This window comes from Turicibacter sp. St.80E1 (assembly GCF_059728495.1).
The window spans coordinates 440770-459217 of the sequence record NZ_AP039386.1 but is presented as its reverse complement, the minus strand read 5'-3'; the positions used below and the strand labels follow the sequence as shown (position 1 = coordinate 459217).

General features: G+C 36.8%; 14 protein-coding genes and 2 pseudogenes. 5 read left to right on the top strand and 11 right to left on the bottom strand.

The features are described from left to right. Positions 1 to 191: 191 nt before the first annotated feature. Positions 192 to 1128 (bottom strand): annotated as a pseudogene (locus AC6I0I_RS02205) (transposase). Positions 1129 to 1432: 304 nt separating this feature from the next. On the opposite strand from AC6I0I_RS02205, the gene AC6I0I_RS02200 reads away from it, so the two are divergent. The 4 genes from AC6I0I_RS02200 to tnpC all read left to right on the top strand — a co-directional run bounded on the left by AC6I0I_RS02200 (position 1433) and on the right by tnpC (position 3606). After that, positions 1433 to 1627, top strand: a complete 195-nt coding sequence (locus AC6I0I_RS02200) for a hypothetical protein (RefSeq protein ID WP_262953811.1) — start codon at positions 1433 to 1435, stop codon at positions 1625 to 1627. Continuing rightward, complete coding sequence (gene tnpB / locus AC6I0I_RS02195) at positions 1617 to 1973, top strand: IS66 family insertion sequence element accessory protein TnpB (RefSeq protein WP_262953810.1); 357 nt, start codon at positions 1617 to 1619, stop codon at positions 1971 to 1973. The genes AC6I0I_RS02200 and tnpB overlap by 11 nt, the downstream gene beginning before the upstream one ends. A gap of 107 nt (positions 1974 to 2080) precedes the next feature. Beyond that, complete coding sequence (locus AC6I0I_RS02190; protein ID WP_262953809.1) at positions 2081 to 2314, top strand: IS66 family transposase; 234 nt, start codon at positions 2081 to 2083, stop codon at positions 2312 to 2314. Continuing rightward, positions 2311 to 3606, top strand: coding sequence for an IS66 family transposase (tnpC, locus tag AC6I0I_RS02185; protein ID WP_262953812.1), 1296 nt, complete (start codon positions 2311 to 2313; stop codon positions 3604 to 3606). The genes AC6I0I_RS02190 and tnpC overlap by 4 nt, the downstream gene beginning before the upstream one ends. Positions 3607 to 3856: 250 nt before the next feature. Here tnpC and AC6I0I_RS02180 read toward each other — a convergent pair whose 3' ends face one another. From AC6I0I_RS02180 to nrdD, 7 genes are all read right to left on the bottom strand, one after another. Beyond that, positions 3857 to 4570 (bottom strand): LytR/AlgR family response regulator transcription factor, encoded by a 714-nt coding sequence (locus AC6I0I_RS02180; RefSeq protein ID WP_338506840.1) that lies wholly within the window; start codon positions 4568 to 4570, stop codon positions 3857 to 3859. Positions 4571 to 4575: 5 nt separating this feature from the next. Beyond that, the gene (locus AC6I0I_RS02175) at positions 4576 to 6435 is read right to left on the bottom strand and encodes a diguanylate cyclase domain-containing protein (protein ID WP_262953798.1); all 1860 of its coding nucleotides are present in this window, start codon (positions 6433 to 6435) and stop codon (positions 4576 to 4578) included. 405 nt (positions 6436 to 6840) lie between these two features. Continuing rightward, positions 6841 to 8688: a LysM peptidoglycan-binding domain-containing protein gene (locus AC6I0I_RS02170; protein ID WP_338617494.1), complete on the bottom strand. Its 1848-nt coding sequence runs from the start codon at positions 8686 to 8688 to the stop codon at positions 6841 to 6843. A 572-nt stretch (positions 8689 to 9260) separates the two neighbouring features. Then, positions 9261 to 10265, bottom strand: a complete 1005-nt coding sequence (locus AC6I0I_RS02165; protein ID WP_262953801.1) for a hypothetical protein — start codon at positions 10263 to 10265, stop codon at positions 9261 to 9263. Positions 10266 to 10343: 78 nt separating this feature from the next. After that, complete coding sequence (locus AC6I0I_RS02160) at positions 10344 to 10829, bottom strand: dUTP diphosphatase (RefSeq protein WP_262953802.1); 486 nt, start codon at positions 10827 to 10829, stop codon at positions 10344 to 10346. Between the two features lie 22 nt (positions 10830 to 10851). Continuing rightward, positions 10852 to 11355, bottom strand: a complete 504-nt coding sequence (gene nrdG / locus AC6I0I_RS02155) for an anaerobic ribonucleoside-triphosphate reductase activating protein (RefSeq protein ID WP_262953803.1) — start codon at positions 11353 to 11355, stop codon at positions 10852 to 10854. Between the two features lie 112 nt (positions 11356 to 11467). Further along, positions 11468 to 13591 (bottom strand): anaerobic ribonucleoside-triphosphate reductase, encoded by a 2124-nt coding sequence (gene nrdD / locus AC6I0I_RS02150; RefSeq protein ID WP_262950725.1) that lies wholly within the window; start codon positions 13589 to 13591, stop codon positions 11468 to 11470. Positions 13592 to 14342: 751 nt separating this feature from the next. Here nrdD and AC6I0I_RS02145 point away from each other — a divergent pair. Continuing rightward, positions 14343 to 15110, top strand: a pseudogene (locus AC6I0I_RS02145) (Rpn family recombination-promoting nuclease/putative transposase). A gap of 163 nt (positions 15111 to 15273) precedes the next feature. On the opposite strand, the gene AC6I0I_RS02140 reads toward AC6I0I_RS02145, so the two are convergent. From AC6I0I_RS02140 to AC6I0I_RS02130, 3 genes are read right to left on the bottom strand one after another with little or no spacing between them, the layout of a single operon-like run. Further along, entirely contained in the window at positions 15274 to 16095 is an 822-nt protein-coding gene (locus AC6I0I_RS02140; protein ID WP_161831059.1) for a metal ABC transporter permease, read from the bottom strand. Further along, positions 16088 to 16798, bottom strand: a complete 711-nt coding sequence (locus AC6I0I_RS02135; RefSeq protein ID WP_161831058.1) for a metal ABC transporter ATP-binding protein — start codon at positions 16796 to 16798, stop codon at positions 16088 to 16090. Before AC6I0I_RS02135 ends, AC6I0I_RS02140 begins: the two co-directional genes overlap by 8 nt. 1 nt (position 16799) lies before the next feature. Then, on the bottom strand, positions 16800 to 17900 hold the full coding sequence (locus tag AC6I0I_RS02130) for a metal ABC transporter solute-binding protein, Zn/Mn family (RefSeq protein WP_161831057.1): 1101 nt from the start codon (positions 17898 to 17900) through the stop codon (positions 16800 to 16802). Positions 17901 to 18448: the final 548 nt, after the last annotated feature.

Sequence of the window (18448 nt, the reverse complement as noted above, 5' to 3'; positions counted from 1 at the left end):
CTACGAATAATATCATCAGATGGGATTTTTACCATCTATTTTATCTTATGTTTATTACATCTTTATTATACGTCTAACCTTCCTATTTTGCAACAGTCAAACTTTTACTTTTTATATCTAAAATATTACTTTAAAATTTCTATCCACCATCCAACAATTGACTGAACAGATTGAGGATTGTCAACACTAAACTAAACAACTTTTTTAAGGTTATTTTCACGATAATTCACTGGGGATAGATACCCTAGTGATGAATGGATTCTATGGTTGTTATACCAATTGACGTAGTCGGCAAATTCATAGCCTAGTTGTTCATCTGTTTCGAATAACCATTCCCTAGTAATGGTTGATGGTTCGCGTTTCTCACTGCTAGGTGACCCATTATTCACAAATTCTGTTTTAATAACTTTATACGTTGCTTCGGTTACAGCGTTGTCATAGGGACATATTCCTCATTAGTGGAGGATACTTTCAATTAAAATCGAAAGACAAAGGCTCCCCTTCATGCTTAAAGAACGGTCAATGTTAAAGGTATCTAAAATCTTATCAATAATTTTATTTTTGAATTCATTTCCTCGATCAGTATGAAAAATTTTTATTTGACTAAGGTTAATTTTGACGATAATAAACGCTTTTTTTACTAATTCTGCATTCTTATTTGAGCCAGAGCTGTAACCGATCATTTCACAATTAAATAAAACTACTAGTACGCAAAGATAATGCCAATGATGCCCTACTCTATTTAAATGCGACTGTTTGTCAAATTGACGATTAACGATATTTTCAATTTTAGCTTCATTACATTTATCCGTATGTGGTTTAAATTGAGCAACAGTATAGTTAGATACAAGACCTTCCTGTTTCATGATGCGACCAATGCGACGACGGGATACTTTTTGTCCCATTTTATTTAACTCTTGCTTAATTTTTCGAGTTTATTGCCCATCAAAGGAGGATACCTTTCCTTTGGAAAGGACGGGGACCCTACTTATTAAGAAGAGAGGGTGAGATATCATATTCTCGAACAATATCACATTTACGTTTACCATTTAAATAGAGTTGGACTAATTGATTCTTAAATTCATCTGTATATGTACGTCTAGGTTTACGGGTTTTAGGTTGGGTCATGTTAAAGCTCCTTTTTATTATTATTAATTTATTTTACATGACCTCAAAAAAATTGTCTAATTAATTGTAACCTATCCAACCGTTTACTCAAAAACAGGAATAAACCGATAACAATGATACCACCAGTGAAAATGACTTCTTCATATTTAAAATTCCTCCTATCTATTCACTTATCACAAGATAATATCCATATTTTTACAAAATTTCATTAAAAAGAAAGTAAGCACGTAATATAAACATGTCTATTATGACCTCCATCTTTGAGCTATACTGTAGCTATCAAAGAAAAGGAGGTCTATTTTTTATGAAAGAAAATCCTATTATAGTTCCAGTCGCATTGAGTGACTCTAATTTAAAGTCTAATTCAGTATCTGAGACTAATAAAAATACACCTGTTTGTCACTTTAAAATTAAGGATGCTGAAGTTACGTTTTACAATGGTGTGAACAAATATATCTTACATACTGTTCTAGCGGAGATGTCTAAGTATGCTCGTTGATTTTACTACGGTTCAAAATATCTTTATCATTTGTGGCCATACTGATATGCGTTGTGGGATTGACGGTTTAGCTAGTGTTGTCTCGGATAAATACAACTTAGATTTATTTAATGATGCCATCTTCTTGTTTTGTGGAAGAAAAAAGGATCGATATAAAGCTTTGTACTGGGATCGTGATGGATTTATGTTATTGTACAAACGAATTGAAAATGGAAATTTACAATGGCCTAAAGATCAAGACGAAGTTAAGAAATTAACGGCCCAAGAACTCCGTTGGTTATTAGAGGGGTTATCCATTCAACAACCCAAAGCCATTAAACCTGCTAAAACAGGATGTTTATACTAATAGAAATAAGGGATTTTCGACAAAAATCTCTTATTTCTATTTTCATAAGTTGTAAGATTAGGTATACTAATCTTACAACGAAACCTTTTTGAAAGCAGGCGAATTTGATGACAGAACTTGAACAACAATTAATGAAACAAAACAAAGACTTACTTGCGCAAAATCAAGAACTTTTAGAACAAGTTCGCCAATTAAATGAACAAATTCAATGCATGACTAAAAAACTATTTGGATCTTCGAGTGAAAAGACTAAAGTAGCCGATGGCCAAATTTCATTATTTAATCCAGATAATTTTTTGAAGAGACAGAGACAACTGAAGACCAAACCGTCGAAGAAATAACCTATCGACGTAAAAAACAAAAGGGAAGGAAGGCAGAATTAATCAAGGACTTACCGATTGAGGAAATCCATTGTCAATTACATGGAGAAGACTGCTTATGTACAAATTGTGGAAACGAAATGAAACGGATAGGAAAAAAGGTCATTCGTGACGAAGTTTGTTTCGTTCCAGCCCGATTATATAAAAAGCGATACATTAGTTACGCGTATGCATGTGATTGTCATGATGCATCGATCGAAGCTAAACCGATTCGTTGTGCCGAAACTCCAAAAGCTCCGATTCAAAGAAGCTTTGCCGGAGCGAGTGTGTTAGCTGAAGTTTTTCATCAAAAATATGTCTTAAGTATTCCTTGTTATCGACAAGTATCAGAATGGGCACGCTATGGATTAAGTGTGAGTGATAAGACGCTCTCAAATTGGATAATCACTACCTCTTATGATTGGTTACTTCCGATTTATGAGCGATTGAGAGATGAACTAGTTCAACAGACCGTTTTACACGCAGATGAAACACCGTATCAAATTTTAAATCGAGCGGATGGAAAACCTGCCACCTCTCAATCAAGGATTTGGTTATTTAGAACCATCAAAAATGCCCAACATCCTGTAGCTTATTACCACGCTGATCTAACACGTGAACGCGCGGTGGCAACCACTATCTTAGAAGGATTTAAAGGTTATCTTCACTGTGATGGGTATTCGGGCTATAAAAATATTCCCAACGTGAAATTAGTTGGATGTTGGGCTCATGTCAGAAGAAAGTTTTTTGAGATACCTGGGAATAATGGTAAGGCAAAAAAGGCAGTCGAATACTGCGATCAAATCTTTCGTTTTGAAAAGACGATTAAAGATTTATCTCCTGAGCAACGTCAAAAACAGCGCCAACTGATCATCAAACCAGTCATCGAAGAATTTTTCAAGTGGCTCGAATCCTTCTATGTGATGAAAGGAAAACTTCAAACAGCGGTTATGTATGCCCTCAATCAAAAGGTAGAGCTTTTGCGCTTTTTAGATGATGGAAATCTTGAAGCCTCGAATAATCTAGCTGAACAAGCAATTCGCCCTATCGCGATTGGCCGTAAAAACTACCTTTTTTCAACCAGTATGAAGGGTGCGACTGCCAATGCGATGGCATATACTATCATTGAGACAGCCAAGGAAAATAGTCTAAATCCATCCAAATATCTCACTTATCTTTTTGAAAAACTACCTAATACGGACTTCATACGAAATCCAGGCGTATTGGTGGACTTTTTGCCATGGGCAAAAACAGTCCAAGAGATTTGTCGGTAACAATATAAAATAATAGCTACCAACTCTGTACCTTTAGTTTACAGGAGTGGTAGCTATTTTTGTATCCGTGTTATTATTACGTGCTTACATAAAACTTACTTCACTTTCGACAAAATAGAATAATATACGACAATATTATACACGAATGCGTACCAAATTTCTATAAAATTTCAAGTTTCACCGATTGAAACCATAGAAAAAGGGAATCCTTCTCGGATTCCCTTTTTCTCTTCATCGACCGTGAAAGAACTTATAGACTACTCACATATTCCATAAATTTCTCTTTAAATTGTTTATATTTTCGTAAGGAGATATAAACTTCTTGACCGTTCGTTAACGTGACACTATCTTTCCCCACTAATTTAACATGCTTCAAATTAACAAGATAACTTGAATGTGTTTGCGCAAAGTGATGATGTTCTAGTTCTTTTTTAAACTGTGCTAGACTTTTAGAACTGACATAGACTTCATCCTTTGTATAGAGGTTAACCTTACGACCCGCTATCTCTAAATAAAAGATATCTTCTACGGCGACTTTTGCTACCCTTTTATCTTGAGAGGCTAGTACAAATGGCGTCTGCTCAATCAGTTGATCCATAACCTCTTCAATTTCTAAATATAAAGACTCATCAGTGATCGGCTTAATAAGAAATCTTGAAGCAAGTACTTTATACCCCTCAGGCCAGAAATTTTCATGCGCCGTTAAAAAAACAATTTTTGTTCGGTGCGATTGTTCACGAATTTTTTTTGCTAACTGAATTCCATCAATGCCCGGCAAATGAATATCAAGGAACACCAAATCATATGCCTCTTTGAAATGGTTTAAAAATAATTCAGCACAATCAAATGCTTTTATATTTAACGAAATATTCTTTGCCTTTCCGTAACGCTCAACTTGCGTCATAATTTGCTTCATTTGAAACGACTCATCCTCACAAATTGCAATACGGTACAAAAAAATCACCGTCCTTATTCATCTTCATCTTTTAACGATTTCATATGGCGTTGCACTTCTTTTAAACATCGATCTAAATCAAAGTGATTTGATAACTGATAGGATAGTCCGCTCGCTCTCATTAAAAGTTGTCCCTTTGTTATCCCAGTATTAAATCTAATATCTAATGCATGAAAAGCTTCAATCGCTTGATTCATTTTTTCATGAATGCACGCTTCTTGATCAAATAGCATCACAATAAACTGATGTCCATTATAACGAACAACGAATCCCTCGTCAAATGTTGATTTTAATAAATCAACCGTTTGTCTTAAAATTCGATTTCCTGCCATATACCCATACGTATCATTGTATTTTTGAAAAGATTCTAAATCAAATAACATGACCTGTAAGGTCTCATGCTCCTTAATTAAAGAGTGAATTTCTTCATCTAACCATTCGTAACTTAATGATTGAGTCAAGGCATCGATTTTTTTCGAGTGTTCTATCTCCCTTTTCAAACGGCTAATCACTCGTCTTTGATAGAAGTATCCACTCATTAATATGCCAACTCCTATCAATATTAAAGCATTTAATTTAAACATTTGTTTCTTTTCTGAGCTATCTTTCAAATTCATAATTTGATCAACATCTTCAAATGAAGGCTCTTTCAAATATTCCTGGTCTAAGTAAAACTCATTCGCATAAGGAACACTATTTCCCCTTATTTGAGATAAATAGTCTTTCGCCTGACTGTAAATAAAATACACACTGACTGTCGATAACGCTCCAGTTCTTGATTGTTCTAATAGTGTCTCATATTCTGAGTATAAATCAATATCTACATTCAGATTTCGTTTAACTTCAAGTTCGAGTGTCTTCCTCCACAACTTAGAGTATTCATCTACTGCCGCCGTTTCTAGTAATTTCAGGGCTTCCTCATACTGACCTTCGGAAATTAATAAATCTGTCTGTAATAGATCGTAGTAATCATCAATGACTCCGGATTCTTGTTCTCTGATTTCATTTAAAAACTTAATAGATTCATCATATCCGTGGAGTTGGTAGTAACTATTCATTAAGAAATAGAGATAACCCATCGGATCGATGTCATACATTGTTTTATCAATCACTCGAAGTAATTCAAAGGTTCCTTCATAGCGTTCTTCAGCATAGTAAGCCATCGCTCCAAGATATAAAATATATTGTTCTAACATTTTATTATTTTGATCTTGCGCCAACATCCATGATTGATAAAGGTAATACATGACCCCTTCGTAGTTATGACTAATTAAACTAATCTCCATCATTAATAAATTTGTTTCAATGATTCGCATAGGTGTTAAGTCTAAATAGTTTGCCAACTGAGCTAAATTAGCAACAGAATCGAGGCGACTAAGCGAGTTCACATAAAGTTTCGCGCGTGATTCATAAACATCTGCTAATAATGAAAGTTCTTGGCAATCAATCGCATATTGTTGCGCTTTTTCATAATAGAGTTGTGACTGTTTAAAATCGCCTAACAAATAATAATTATTTGAGATTCCCATATAAATCATGATTTGTAGCTTATTCGACTCCGTATTTGCAACACTCAGAGCACGAAAAAGATAATCATTTGATTTCTCGTACTCGTTTGAATAATAGTGTAATTGGCTTAACCAATAATATCCCTGTTGTAATTCCTGTCTCGATTTCACGAATTCTAACTCTTCATTAAGATACTTTTTTTGTTTTTTTATATATTTTGAATCTAAATGATAATATTGTGCCATTTCGAAGTTATGCTCAAACTTATCAGTCCTAGTCATTTTATACTGATGGCTTACCACTCCAATTAGTAAAATGAACACACTAATTAAAGCCAGTATGATGATAGTAAACCTCCGCTTCAAAGCTACTCCTCCTAAATCCATTCTTGCATGTATGCTGGATTTATCATAACATCCTAATCAGAGGGACTCAACATTTTTCACATTTTCGTTGACTTTTTCGACAAAAATGTCTATGTTTATCGAATTAATACAAAGCGAAAAGCCCTCTCTATAGCTAACATCACGTAATGGGTTAACTCATCACCGATAAAACTTATGGAGCATCACTATTTATTTAAAAGGGATACCGTGAAGAGCGGTATCCTTTTCTAGAAAAACGGAAATTCTTTTATTGCTTTATCTCTTAGTATTCAGCGTGAAATTCATTGTTACCATCTATATCTAACAGAAGCACACAATATTTTCAATACGCGGTAACCCAATCATCCTTAATCTTTTTATATCGGGCTCGAATCTCTCTTATCCTTAATATAGACGTAACGTTTCTCCAGGATAAATTAAGTTCGGATTTTGGATGCCATTTAATCTCGCTAACGCATTTGCACTCGTTCCATAGCGAGCCGCAATTCCGGATAACGTATCTCCACTTCGTACCGTATACGTTCCTTGTCCGCTTGCTGTTGCACCAGAATTAGATCCTCCTGATACTGCTGCTGTTCCGCTAATTTTTAGCACTTCACCTGCATAAATTAAGTTCGGATTTTGGATGCCATTCAATCTCGCTAACGCATTTGCACTCGTTCCATAGCGAGCAGCGATTCCGGATAACGTATCTCCACTTCGTACCGTGTATGTTCCTTGACTAGTGGCTGTTACATTAGAATTAGATCCTCCTGATACTGCTGCTGTTCCGCTAATTTTTAACACTTCACCTGGATAAATTAAGTTCGGATTTTGGATGCTGTTTGATCTCGCTAATGCATTCACGCTAGTTCCATAACGAGCGGCAATTCCCGATAACGTATCCCCACTTCGAACCGTGTATGTTCCTTGACTAGTGGCTGTTGCATTAGAATAAGATCCACCTGATACAGCTGCGGTTCCACTTATTTTTAAGACTTCACCTGGATAAATTAAGTTCGGATTTTGAATGCCGTTTAATCTCGCTAATGCATTCACGCTAGTTCCATAACGAGCGGCAATTCCCGATAACGTATCCCCACTTCGAACCGTGTATGTTTCTTGACTAGTGGCTGTTGCATTAGAATAAGATCCACCTGATACAGCTGCGGTTCCACTTATTTTTAAGACTTCACCTGGATAAATTAAGTTCGGATTTTGAATGCCGTTTAATCTCGCTAATGCATTCACGCTAGTTCCATAACGAGCGGCAATCTCTGATAAGGTGTCACCCGACTGTACGGTATAGCTTCCTTGTCCAGATGTTGTTGAACCTGAATGAGTTCCACCTGATACAGACGCGGCTCCTCTTATTTTCAATACCTCACCTGGATAAATCAAGTTCGGATTTTGAATGCCATTTAATCTGACTAATTCATTCACAGTCGTTCCATAGCGAGCGGCAATTTCCGATAACGTATCGCCTGACTGTACCGTGTACGTTCCAACATCGGTTGGTGAAGAACTTGGAACTTGTGGTCTTGCATGATCAGGGACTGTCGGAATTCCACCTTGATCAGATAAGAAAATATCCGCTGTATAGTAATCTAAATCGACCGAGCTTCCATAAATTCCAGGAACCCTTCCAGATTCACTATACTGAAACCCTACCCACTCTGTCCACTTTCCATTATTCCGTGGCTGACTCACACCATACTCAGCAATCCAAAGTGGATACTGGGCAACTGCATTATTCCAGATGTAACGCGCGCTTGATAGATTACTATATACCACAGCTCCCTTACCACTCAATGATTCAACAGTTTGCAAAAAGGCTAATCCAATTTCGTTGATTTCCCATGTAGATAAGGATCCATAATATTCAAAATCCATCGCTAAACGGCAATCAATTTCTTTTCCCTCTAAAATAGAAACAAAATAGGCGGCCTCGGAACGAGCCTCTTGAACACTTTCAGCTGTTACATAATGATAAACCCCAACTTTTAATCCCGCTTCCTTAGCCTTTGCATAATTAGCCTCAAACATCGGATCCATCCGGTGCCCTTGACTTGATTTAATATATACGACCTCAACACCCGAATCACGAACAGAATAAAAATTAATATTTCCTTGCCACTTACTTACATCGATTCCCCGATATATCGTTTCACTGCTTGGACTCATGGCAAAGGCAGTGAAACCCGTTATTAACGACAACACTAGACTGAGTGTTACCACCAGAAATTTCTTCATAAAATCGCTCCTTTAATGTATACTCCATACATTTTATGAAGAAAAAAGATGAGCGACAGGGTGATTATCTCTAACAACTAAAACATCAAATAGTTTTTTTACTTCCCTAAAAAATCAACTCGCAATGACAAAAAGAAGCAAAAGAGATTGAAAATCTTAACCCCCTCCAACCATTCAAGAAAACCTGCCATGTCCCGGGAAATAAATTGCCCCAATTTGTTAAAAAACAATAAAAAAAGTCCTTATCCAAGGACCTATTTTATATTGATACAATTCGTTCACCCATCAACACTCGATTTTTCCGACTAAAAGAACCACCAAGCGACAATTCCAATAACCCCTAATAATCCATAAGCAACCGTTAACCCTTTAAAAACACGCCTAATCACTTCATCACTCATCGTACCCCTCCTTATTACATCATAAGAAGCAACAAAGAAGGATCTTCCTAATCTTTACGCCGATTCGTCCACATTTTTCACCTTACATCCCCCCCCTTTGTTTTGTCTTTAAAGAAATGGGCTCATCTCAAAAGTTAAAGGATGTAGTGAAAACGTAAACTTTATCTCAAGCTAGATTTTTAACCTTTGAGATAAAAAGACCTTGACTCCTCCCGCAAAAAGAGGTAATGCTAATAAAAAAAGAAGAAACTGCATCAAAGACCCGCCTCCTCGATACCCTAACAAAAGAACTAATAGCAGAGAATGAATCATATAAACTTCCATCCCACAAACCCCCATCGTCTTAAAAAAAGAGGAGCGGCATTGAAGTTTCATTAATAAACATAATAAAAAGGCGATGAAAATATAAGGAAGTCCCCAAGTGATTAGCGTACCGCCACGAAGATACCATCCGTAACTTAACAAAAAGACAAGCGTCGTCCCAGCAAGAAAGGTCGAAAACCGATAACGTATCATCCGGAATAAATAATATTGATATTGGCAACAAAAGGCCCCGATTAAAAAACAAAACGCCACCGTTGCATTCCAATCCAACTTCAAACTAATAAAGGCATAAATCAAACTAAACACACCCAGCAACTTCATTTTAAATCTCGTCCGGTAACTCACATAAAAAGCGGTATAAAAATAAAGCGTGGCCCCAAGCAACCAAGCACTACTCCCATCAAAAAAATGGGTTCCTACTGTTTGGTAGACAATAGTCCTTAAATCTACCTCGTTTCCTTGAAACATCATTACCAAATATTCTAAAACGTTCACCCCAATAAAAAGAAAAAGAAGTTGTGGCACTTGATGATAAAAGAGTTTTTTTACCTGTCGTTTACTTTTTCGATACACTGACATCCACTCATATCCACAAGTAAAAAGATAAAGGATTGATCCTAACGTCCCTACCTTTAACATCGATGCCATTAACGGGGTAGCATGCGTCAATCGCTCACCCACACTTTGCATCACAATTAATAAAATAGCAATTCCCTTCAATGTCCCAATATTGTTTCGATTTAAAAAAGCGTAGCCGCCCCTCCCCCAGATATATGACCGGATGGATAAAAGAAACGGCATCACTAAAAAAATGAAGACATAAACAATCCATCCCTGCGATAAATAAAGCATCTTTTTTCCCCCTTTTGTTAAAATTATATCTTATTCGAGAGAAACGGACAAATAAAAAAAGCAACCGACGTTGCTTTTTTATTTTCCTGATGACCCAAAGCCTCCTGTTCCACGCTCTGATTCCATCGCTAATAATTCATCGCGACTAATTTCTTTAATCTGTAGCTTCGGCACCTCAACCATTAGGCATTGACAAATTGCCTTTTCATACGGATAAACGATACACTCAGGAAATGACTGCGGGGTAGCACTTTTAGCAATAACAAGTGGTTGCGGATTATGATTGGTTACCGCAATAAACCACTCGCCACGGTATCCTGAATCAATGACCCCACATCGCTGACCGATTCCTTTTGATCCCGTTGAACTTCTTTCTTTAATGATTGCAACATACTGACTTGAAAAAGCCGATGAAATTCCCGTTGGAATTAAAACTGTTTCATGGGGTTGAATCATCTTGTATGGTTCATCGAAACAAGCATATACATCGAATGCCCCATCTTCTTCTCGTTTTGATGGAATAATCGCCTCATCTTTTAGCTTCGCAAAATAAATTGAATTCATCGTTATTCTCCTTTTACATGCTTTAATAGTTTTCAAGTAGTGTTACTTTTCCTTCACTCAATGTTTTTTGAACGTCAATAATGCGTTGGTTTTTGCTCCCTTTAAAACGGAGTCTTAAATCTTTTTGTTCTTCAATAAAGGGACCATCGACTAATATGTCACAATATTTCAGGATTTCTTTTGTCTTTTTATGCATCATAATTTCTTCAAACGTATATCCAGAATAGATCCAAATGTTTTGTCCCGTCTCTTCTTTTATACGGCAAACTAAATCTTTTAAATCAGTATCACGAACTTGATCCATTGGCTCCCCACCAAGAATCGTTACCCCATGAACGTTTGGATTTTTAATATGTTCAATAAACTTATCCTCAATTTCCTTCGTCCACGGATGCCCATAGCGAAAGTGTTTGTAGTCTTGGTTAAAGCACCCCTTGCACTTGTGGGTACATCCAGAAACGAATAACGTTGAACGAATTCCCGTCCCATTTGCCGTGTCAAATTTGCGTATTTGTGCATAATACATGAATCATCACTCCCAAACTGTCCTCTAAATAAAACAGAGCCCGTCGGCTCCGTTTTAACTCCTTCTTATACTATAATCCATTCGAAGACATTTATACAACTCATTCGCATTTCTATAAATGTAAGACGCGATTTTTGATTTCCTCTGTTTTTCCTTTATTCCAGAAGTTGTCACCTAAATAACCACATGTGCGGCGAATAACATTCATTTTTGCCTGGTCTTTATTATGACAATTCGGACATTCCCATGTTAAATCGTCATTAAGTAAAATTTCCCCTTCATAATGACAGACATGGCAACAATCAGACTTTGTATTAAACTCTGCATACTGGATGTGATGATAAATATAGTTGACCACTTGTTTTAAAGCCTCTAAATTATGGGACATATTCGGAATTTCAATATAGGAAATACATCCCCCTGTTGAAATAGATTGGAATTGTGATTCAAACTCTAACTTAGTAAATGCATCGATTTCTTCTCGAACATCCACGTGATAAGAATTCGTGTAATAGCCTTTATCCGTCACATCTTTAATTTCTCCGAATTTCAGTAAATCAATTTTAGCGAAGCGATAGCAAAGTGATTCAGCCGGGCTACCATATAGTCCAAAGCCAATGCCTGTTTTTTGTTTCCAGACCTTGGTTGCTTCTTCAAGTCGGTGCATGACTTTTAACGCAAACGCCTCTCCATCAGGGTGCACATGTGACACACCACGCATCAATTTCGTAACTTCATATAAGCCAATATACCCAAGTGAAATCGTTGAATACCCATTTTCAAGCAAAGGATCAATGACAGCACCTTGTGGTAATCGTGCAATGGCTCCATACTGCCAATGAATCGGTGACTCATCCGATAACGTTCCTTTTAATGCCTCATGTCGGCACATGAGCGCCTCGTAACATAGTTCTAGGCGGTTATCGAGTAGCTTCCAAAACTTCTCCTCGTCACCATTTGAAACAATCCCGATTTGTGGAAGGTTGATACTCACAACGCCTTGATTAAAACGTCCTTCGAATTTATAGTTTCCGTCTTCATCTTTCCATGGCGATAAGAATGAGCGACACCCCATTGGACTAAAGACGTTTCCTTCATAAATTTTACGCATTTCCTTCGCCGAAATATAATCTGGATAGAGTCGTTTTGAACTACATTCAACCGCTAATTCGGTGATGTAGTCATACTTTCCACCCTCTAGACAATTATAGTCATGAAGGACATACACTAATTTAGGGAACGTCGGCGTTGTATAAATGCCTTTTTCATTTTTAATTCCTTGAATCCGTTGTTTTAAAATTTCCTCGATGATTAAAGCTACTTCGTCTACATATTCATCATTTAAATCTAAGTTCAAGAATAGGGTGACAAAAGGGCTTTGGCCGTTTGTCGTCATTAACGTGTTAATTTGATATTGAATCGTTTGAACACCTGATGCAAGTTCTTTTTTCATCAACACTTCAACCGCTTGTAATCGTTCTGCTTCGGATGAAATCACGTCTTTTAACATGGCCATATATTTTTCTTTGCTTCGTCTTAAGTATTTTCCAAGATGGCGAACGTCGATGGATTGCCCACCGTACTGGCTACTCGCAACTTGGGCGATAATTTGACTCATGACTGTACACGCCACTTGAAAGCTTTTCGGACTCTCGATCATTCGCTTATTAATGACGGTTCCGTTATCTAGCATATCCTTAATATTAATTAAACAACAGTTGAAGATAGATTGCATGAAGTAATCCATATCATGAAAATGCAGGACACCTTCATCATGTGCTTGAACGATACGAGCCGGTAACTTTTTACGTCGTGTAATATCTTTTGAAACCTCACCGGCAATCAAATCTCGCTGAGTAGAAGCCATCATCGGGTTTTTATTTGAATTCTCGTTCATGACTTCCTCGTTGCTTAAATCAATGAGGCTTAAAATACTGTCATCTGTTGTATTTGTTTCACGTTTAAATTGTTGAATCGCTCGATATCCTTCATAAGCCTTCGCGGTTAACTCCTGACCATTTTCAATAAGCTTCAAATAAACAGCCGTTTCAATTTGAAAAATAGTCGGTGTTTTATGTTGGTGGGCAAACGTTTGATTAATCTCATGGGCAATTTTATTGGCCACATTCTCATTTATAATCCCACTTCCATACTTCATCGCTTTTAAAATCGCTTGATAAATTTTCGATTCATCAAATGCGACATGACTTCCATCACGTTTAATTACCTCACGCATGTCCTCACCCTCTCCAAGACAGGAATCATTAGGAACCTCCTAAGAATATCCCGCCCCTCAACTTTTTTTATCTTTCATTAAAAACTAGATTAGGTCCGCTAAACAGACCCTAAAACATCTTCCAACATTATTTGACCCAAATCGATTATTGGCAAAATAATTATAATCTATCATATTAAAAATCAAACTAAAATTCAAGCATATAAGACAAGATAAATCATGTAAATCATTAAGCCTATTTTCATCCCTATTTCACCAAAATACCACCTCCCTTAAGTCTATGTTTTAGACAAAAAATTTATACCGGGTCATGGCATTGCCCGTACGTATCCTCCGCTACTAGTTGTAAAATGTTTAAACTTAAAAAAAGGAAATCTCTATTTATACGCGTACTGTAAGATAGAAAGATGTCCGAACATCTTGAATATGTTATAATGATTGGAGGAAACATAAAAATGAAAAATTTGAATGATTTAATAAAACAAGTGAAGGGAGATGGAGAAGACGTGGGTCCCCTACGCTAAGGAGTGAGTGTAACGAACTCTTAGCTATCCTCAACTAGTAGGGAATGGACCTGTGTTTATTACCACCGACCATGGACTTTGTGTTCAAGGGACTGTTTGGGAACGGGTTCCCTGGCGTACGAGGCATAGCCCGTACATATCCTCAACTGCTAGGGCCTGGGTTCCCTGCGCCAAGTAGCGAAAGCTCTTGGCTATCCTCCAATAGTAGGGCTTAGAAAAAGCCGGAATTGTTAATTTCATTTTTAAATGCGGTGTTAACACCTGATGAACCAATTACTTCAATTACGTTCAAGGATCGAACGATTGATAAACAATATAAAAATGATAAACTCGGATCGTTAGATATTTTAGCTAAGACAAACAAAGGGGAGTTAATTAATGTTGAGGTTCAGGTAGCGGATGAAAGGAACATGATTGAACACAGTTTATTTTATTGGAGTCGGTTGTTTTCTGGGCAACTCCAAGGTGGAAATCCCTATCAAAAATTAGAACGAACAGTTTGTATTAACCTCCTAGACTTTGATCTACTTGATACACTTGAATACCATAGCTGTTACGTTTTAAAAGAACGCGAGTGAAATGAAATATTAAGTGATTTATTCGAACTTCATTTTATTGAACTTAATAAAATAAAAGACATAAAACAGTCAAGCGAGATTAAGAACCAGTTAGAGGCATGGCTTGGATTTATTAAACATCCCGAAAGTCAAGTTAGCTATGAATTAGCACGCCAGGATGAAACGATTCGTGAGGCAAAGGATGAACTGCTCGTCCTAAGTTGTAATGAGCAATTTCGTTTATACTATGAAGTGCGTTTAAAAGCGTTACTTGATGAGACGAGTCGTCTACAAACTGCACGAGATGAAGGAAAAATAGAACGAGATTTAGAAATTGCCACGAATCTTTTAGACGTCTTAGATGATGAAACCATCTCGCTAAAAACGGGATTACCTTTAAACACCATCCAACAATTACGAAAAAGTTCAACTACATAAACACTCGTCCACATTTTCTGTTTGACCTTCTCAGGGTAGCCCTTTTGGCTACCCTTTTCCTATTTCTTAAAAGAACCACCCTCGATTTACGGTCCTCCTTCTACCCTCCATCAATAGAATTCTTCATTCATAAAAAAAGTTGCCTCCATCGGAGACAACTTTTTTAGATGCGACGCATGAATGATCCAATCACGCTAAATAGAAGAAAAACAGCTGCATTAACTAAGACAACACTCGCACCTGCCGGCGTCGAATATAAGAAAGAGACAGTCATCCCAATAAAAAAGCACGCCACTGAAATAATTCCAGAAGAAATCATAACGCGTTTAAAACTATTAAAAATACGCATCGATGTTAAGGCAGGAAAGATAATTAAACTCGAAATTAACATCGTTCCCATAATCCTCATTCCAAGTACAATCGTAATCGCGGTTAAAAAGGCGATTAACATATTATAAAGCTCTACATTAACACCTGTTGCCTTTGCAAAATTCTCATCAAAGGTCGTGGCAAAAATACGATCATAACAAATAAGAAATAATAAAAATACAATGACTGAAAGAACAATACTTATCTTTACATCGCTAGAAGTCATCGCAAGGACACTCCCAAACATGTAACTATTAATATCTGCATTCAGTCCGCTCGTAAGCGACGTGACTGTCACCCCAATCGCAATAGCACTACTTGAAATCAAACCAATAGCTGCATCCCCCTTAATTTTACTATTTTGAGAGATTCGCAGTAAGAAAAAGGCCGCAATAACAACAACCGGAACGGCTATCTTCAACGGAGCCAAGTTCAAAGCCATCGCAATAGAAAGAGCCCCAAACCCGACATGAGATAACCCGTCCCCAATCATCGAATATCGCTTTAAAACAAGGCTAACTCCTAACAAGGCTGCGCATAATGAGACGGCACTACCGACTAACACAGCACGAACCATAAAACTATAAGAAAACATTTCTTGCCAAATACTAAACATGTTTTACCGCTCCTATATGATGGCACGAATTCGTAAAACATAAATACTCATCCGGTGTCCCATAAAATACAACTTCTTTATTTAACCTTAAAATCTTCGTCGCATGTTCTAACCCACTATTCATATCATGCGTGACCATAATAATACTCATCTTGTAATCCCGATTCAACTCCTCAATAATCTCATACAGATGCTGAGTCGTCACAGGATCAAGCCCTGTTACAGGCTCATCTAATAATAAAATCTTCTCTGAAGCACAAAGCGCACGCGCAATTAACACACGCTGCTGCTGTCCTCCTGATAAATCACGATAGCATTTATCCTTTAAATGTTCAATCTTTAATTTTTTTAAATTATTCAGAGCACGCTGTTTTTCTTCTTTCGAATAGAACGGGCGCCATCCCCGTTTATTGAGGCACCCCGATAACACGACTTCGTACACCGAAGCGGGAAAATCCCGTTGAACAATCGTCTGTTGTGGAAGATAACCGATATCGTGATTTTTTAATTGGGCCCCATATTGAATAGACCCTGATTTCGGCGTTACCAATCCTAAAATGGATTTCATTAATGTACTCTTTCCGGAACCATTATCTCCGATAATACATAAATAATCGCCATCCTCTAAATCAAAGTTCACGTTTTTCAACGCCACTTGATTATCGTACTGTACATTTAAATTTTTACAAGATAAAATTGCCATATTAATTCAGTCCCACTCTTAAATTTTCCACGTTTTGTTTCATCAACGAAAGGTATGTTACCCCTTGATTAAACTCTTCTTTAGAAACATTGTGGCATGAATGTAATAATAACATCTGAGCTCCTGTCTCTTCACTAATCATTTGTGAAATTTTTGGATCCACAAGTTCTTCATAATAAATCGCTGGAATTTGTTGCTCTTTCATCTCCTTAATCATTTGAGCAACAAGGGCTGCACTTGGTTCAGCTTCAAATGGTGCACTAATATAATTAATTCCGTATTCATTTGTTAAGTATTGCATCGCGAATCGGCCACCATGATAAATTGTCTGACGTTTAGCATGAGCTACGACCTCTTCAAACTCATGATTTAACGCCTCTAACTCATTTAAATAGGCATCGGCATTTGCTTGATAGTAGTCCGCATTTTCAGGATCTACCTCACATAAAGCCTCTAAAATATTTTGCACCATAATCATCGCATTTTTAGGGCTTGTCCAAATATGAGGATCGTATGTATGGTCATGCCCATCGTGGTCTGAATGTTCTTTTGCAATTGTCCCATGGTCATGATCTTCCTCAGATTCATGATCGTGTCCAACCTCTGCTTCATGATCGTGGTCCGCTTCAGATTCGTGATCGTGTTCAACCTCTGCTTCATGATCGTGGTCCGCTTCAGACTCGTGATCGTGGTCTTCTTCAGACTCATGGTCATGTTCATCAATCGTACAGTTTGGGGCAATTAGCGAAACACCCTTTGAAACATCTAATACTAAAACATCGTTATTATCAACACTCTCAATAATACTATGCGCCCATGGTTCCATAGATTCACCTGTATAAATAAATAAATCGGATTTATTTATATTAATGAGGTCAGCTGGGGTTGGCTCATAAGAATGAGAATCCATCCCAAAAGGTAATAATAAGGAAACATCTACCTTATCTCCTCCGATAGCACGCGTAAAATCGTACTGGGGAAATAGCGTCGTTACAACTTTGACTTTATCAACTTCATCTGCCTTCTGTTGATCAGTCCCGCACCCAACAAGTAGCAAAAGGGTGGACATCAAGCCGGCAATAAACAATCCTCTTTTTCTCATAAAACTCCTCCTTAAAAACATACTTTACCTATGTTATGTCTATTTTAGCATAGTTTCATACAAATGATAATAGTTATCACCTGAGTTGAATATATGTGCATTTACTCATATATTGTCGTGGAAATGAAAAGAAATTCCTCTTTTTTATCTCCCCTCCTCACATCCAAAGCCTCCATCAAAAAATCACTTTTTTCCTATAAGTCATTAAGGAACCAAAAGCTGAAATTCAAAAATTAGTTACTAACCTCAAAACTATAAAAAAAACATATCGATTAAAATTTCCATATCATATTTATTCAAAAATAATTCATACAGATACCAACAATAAATTATTAGAGTTAAATAACTTTATAAGATCATAAAATTTATTGCATTTTTTTTAAAACTAAATATATACTATATATAGTGAATAGCGGTGGATGTTTGCGGACTACACCTAGGAGAGATGGATGCGTCTATCTCTCCTTTTAATTTTATAGTAAACGTTAAACTTTATTCCTTTATTGCTAATCCATTCCCTTAACAAGACAGTGATATTTTTTTCATAG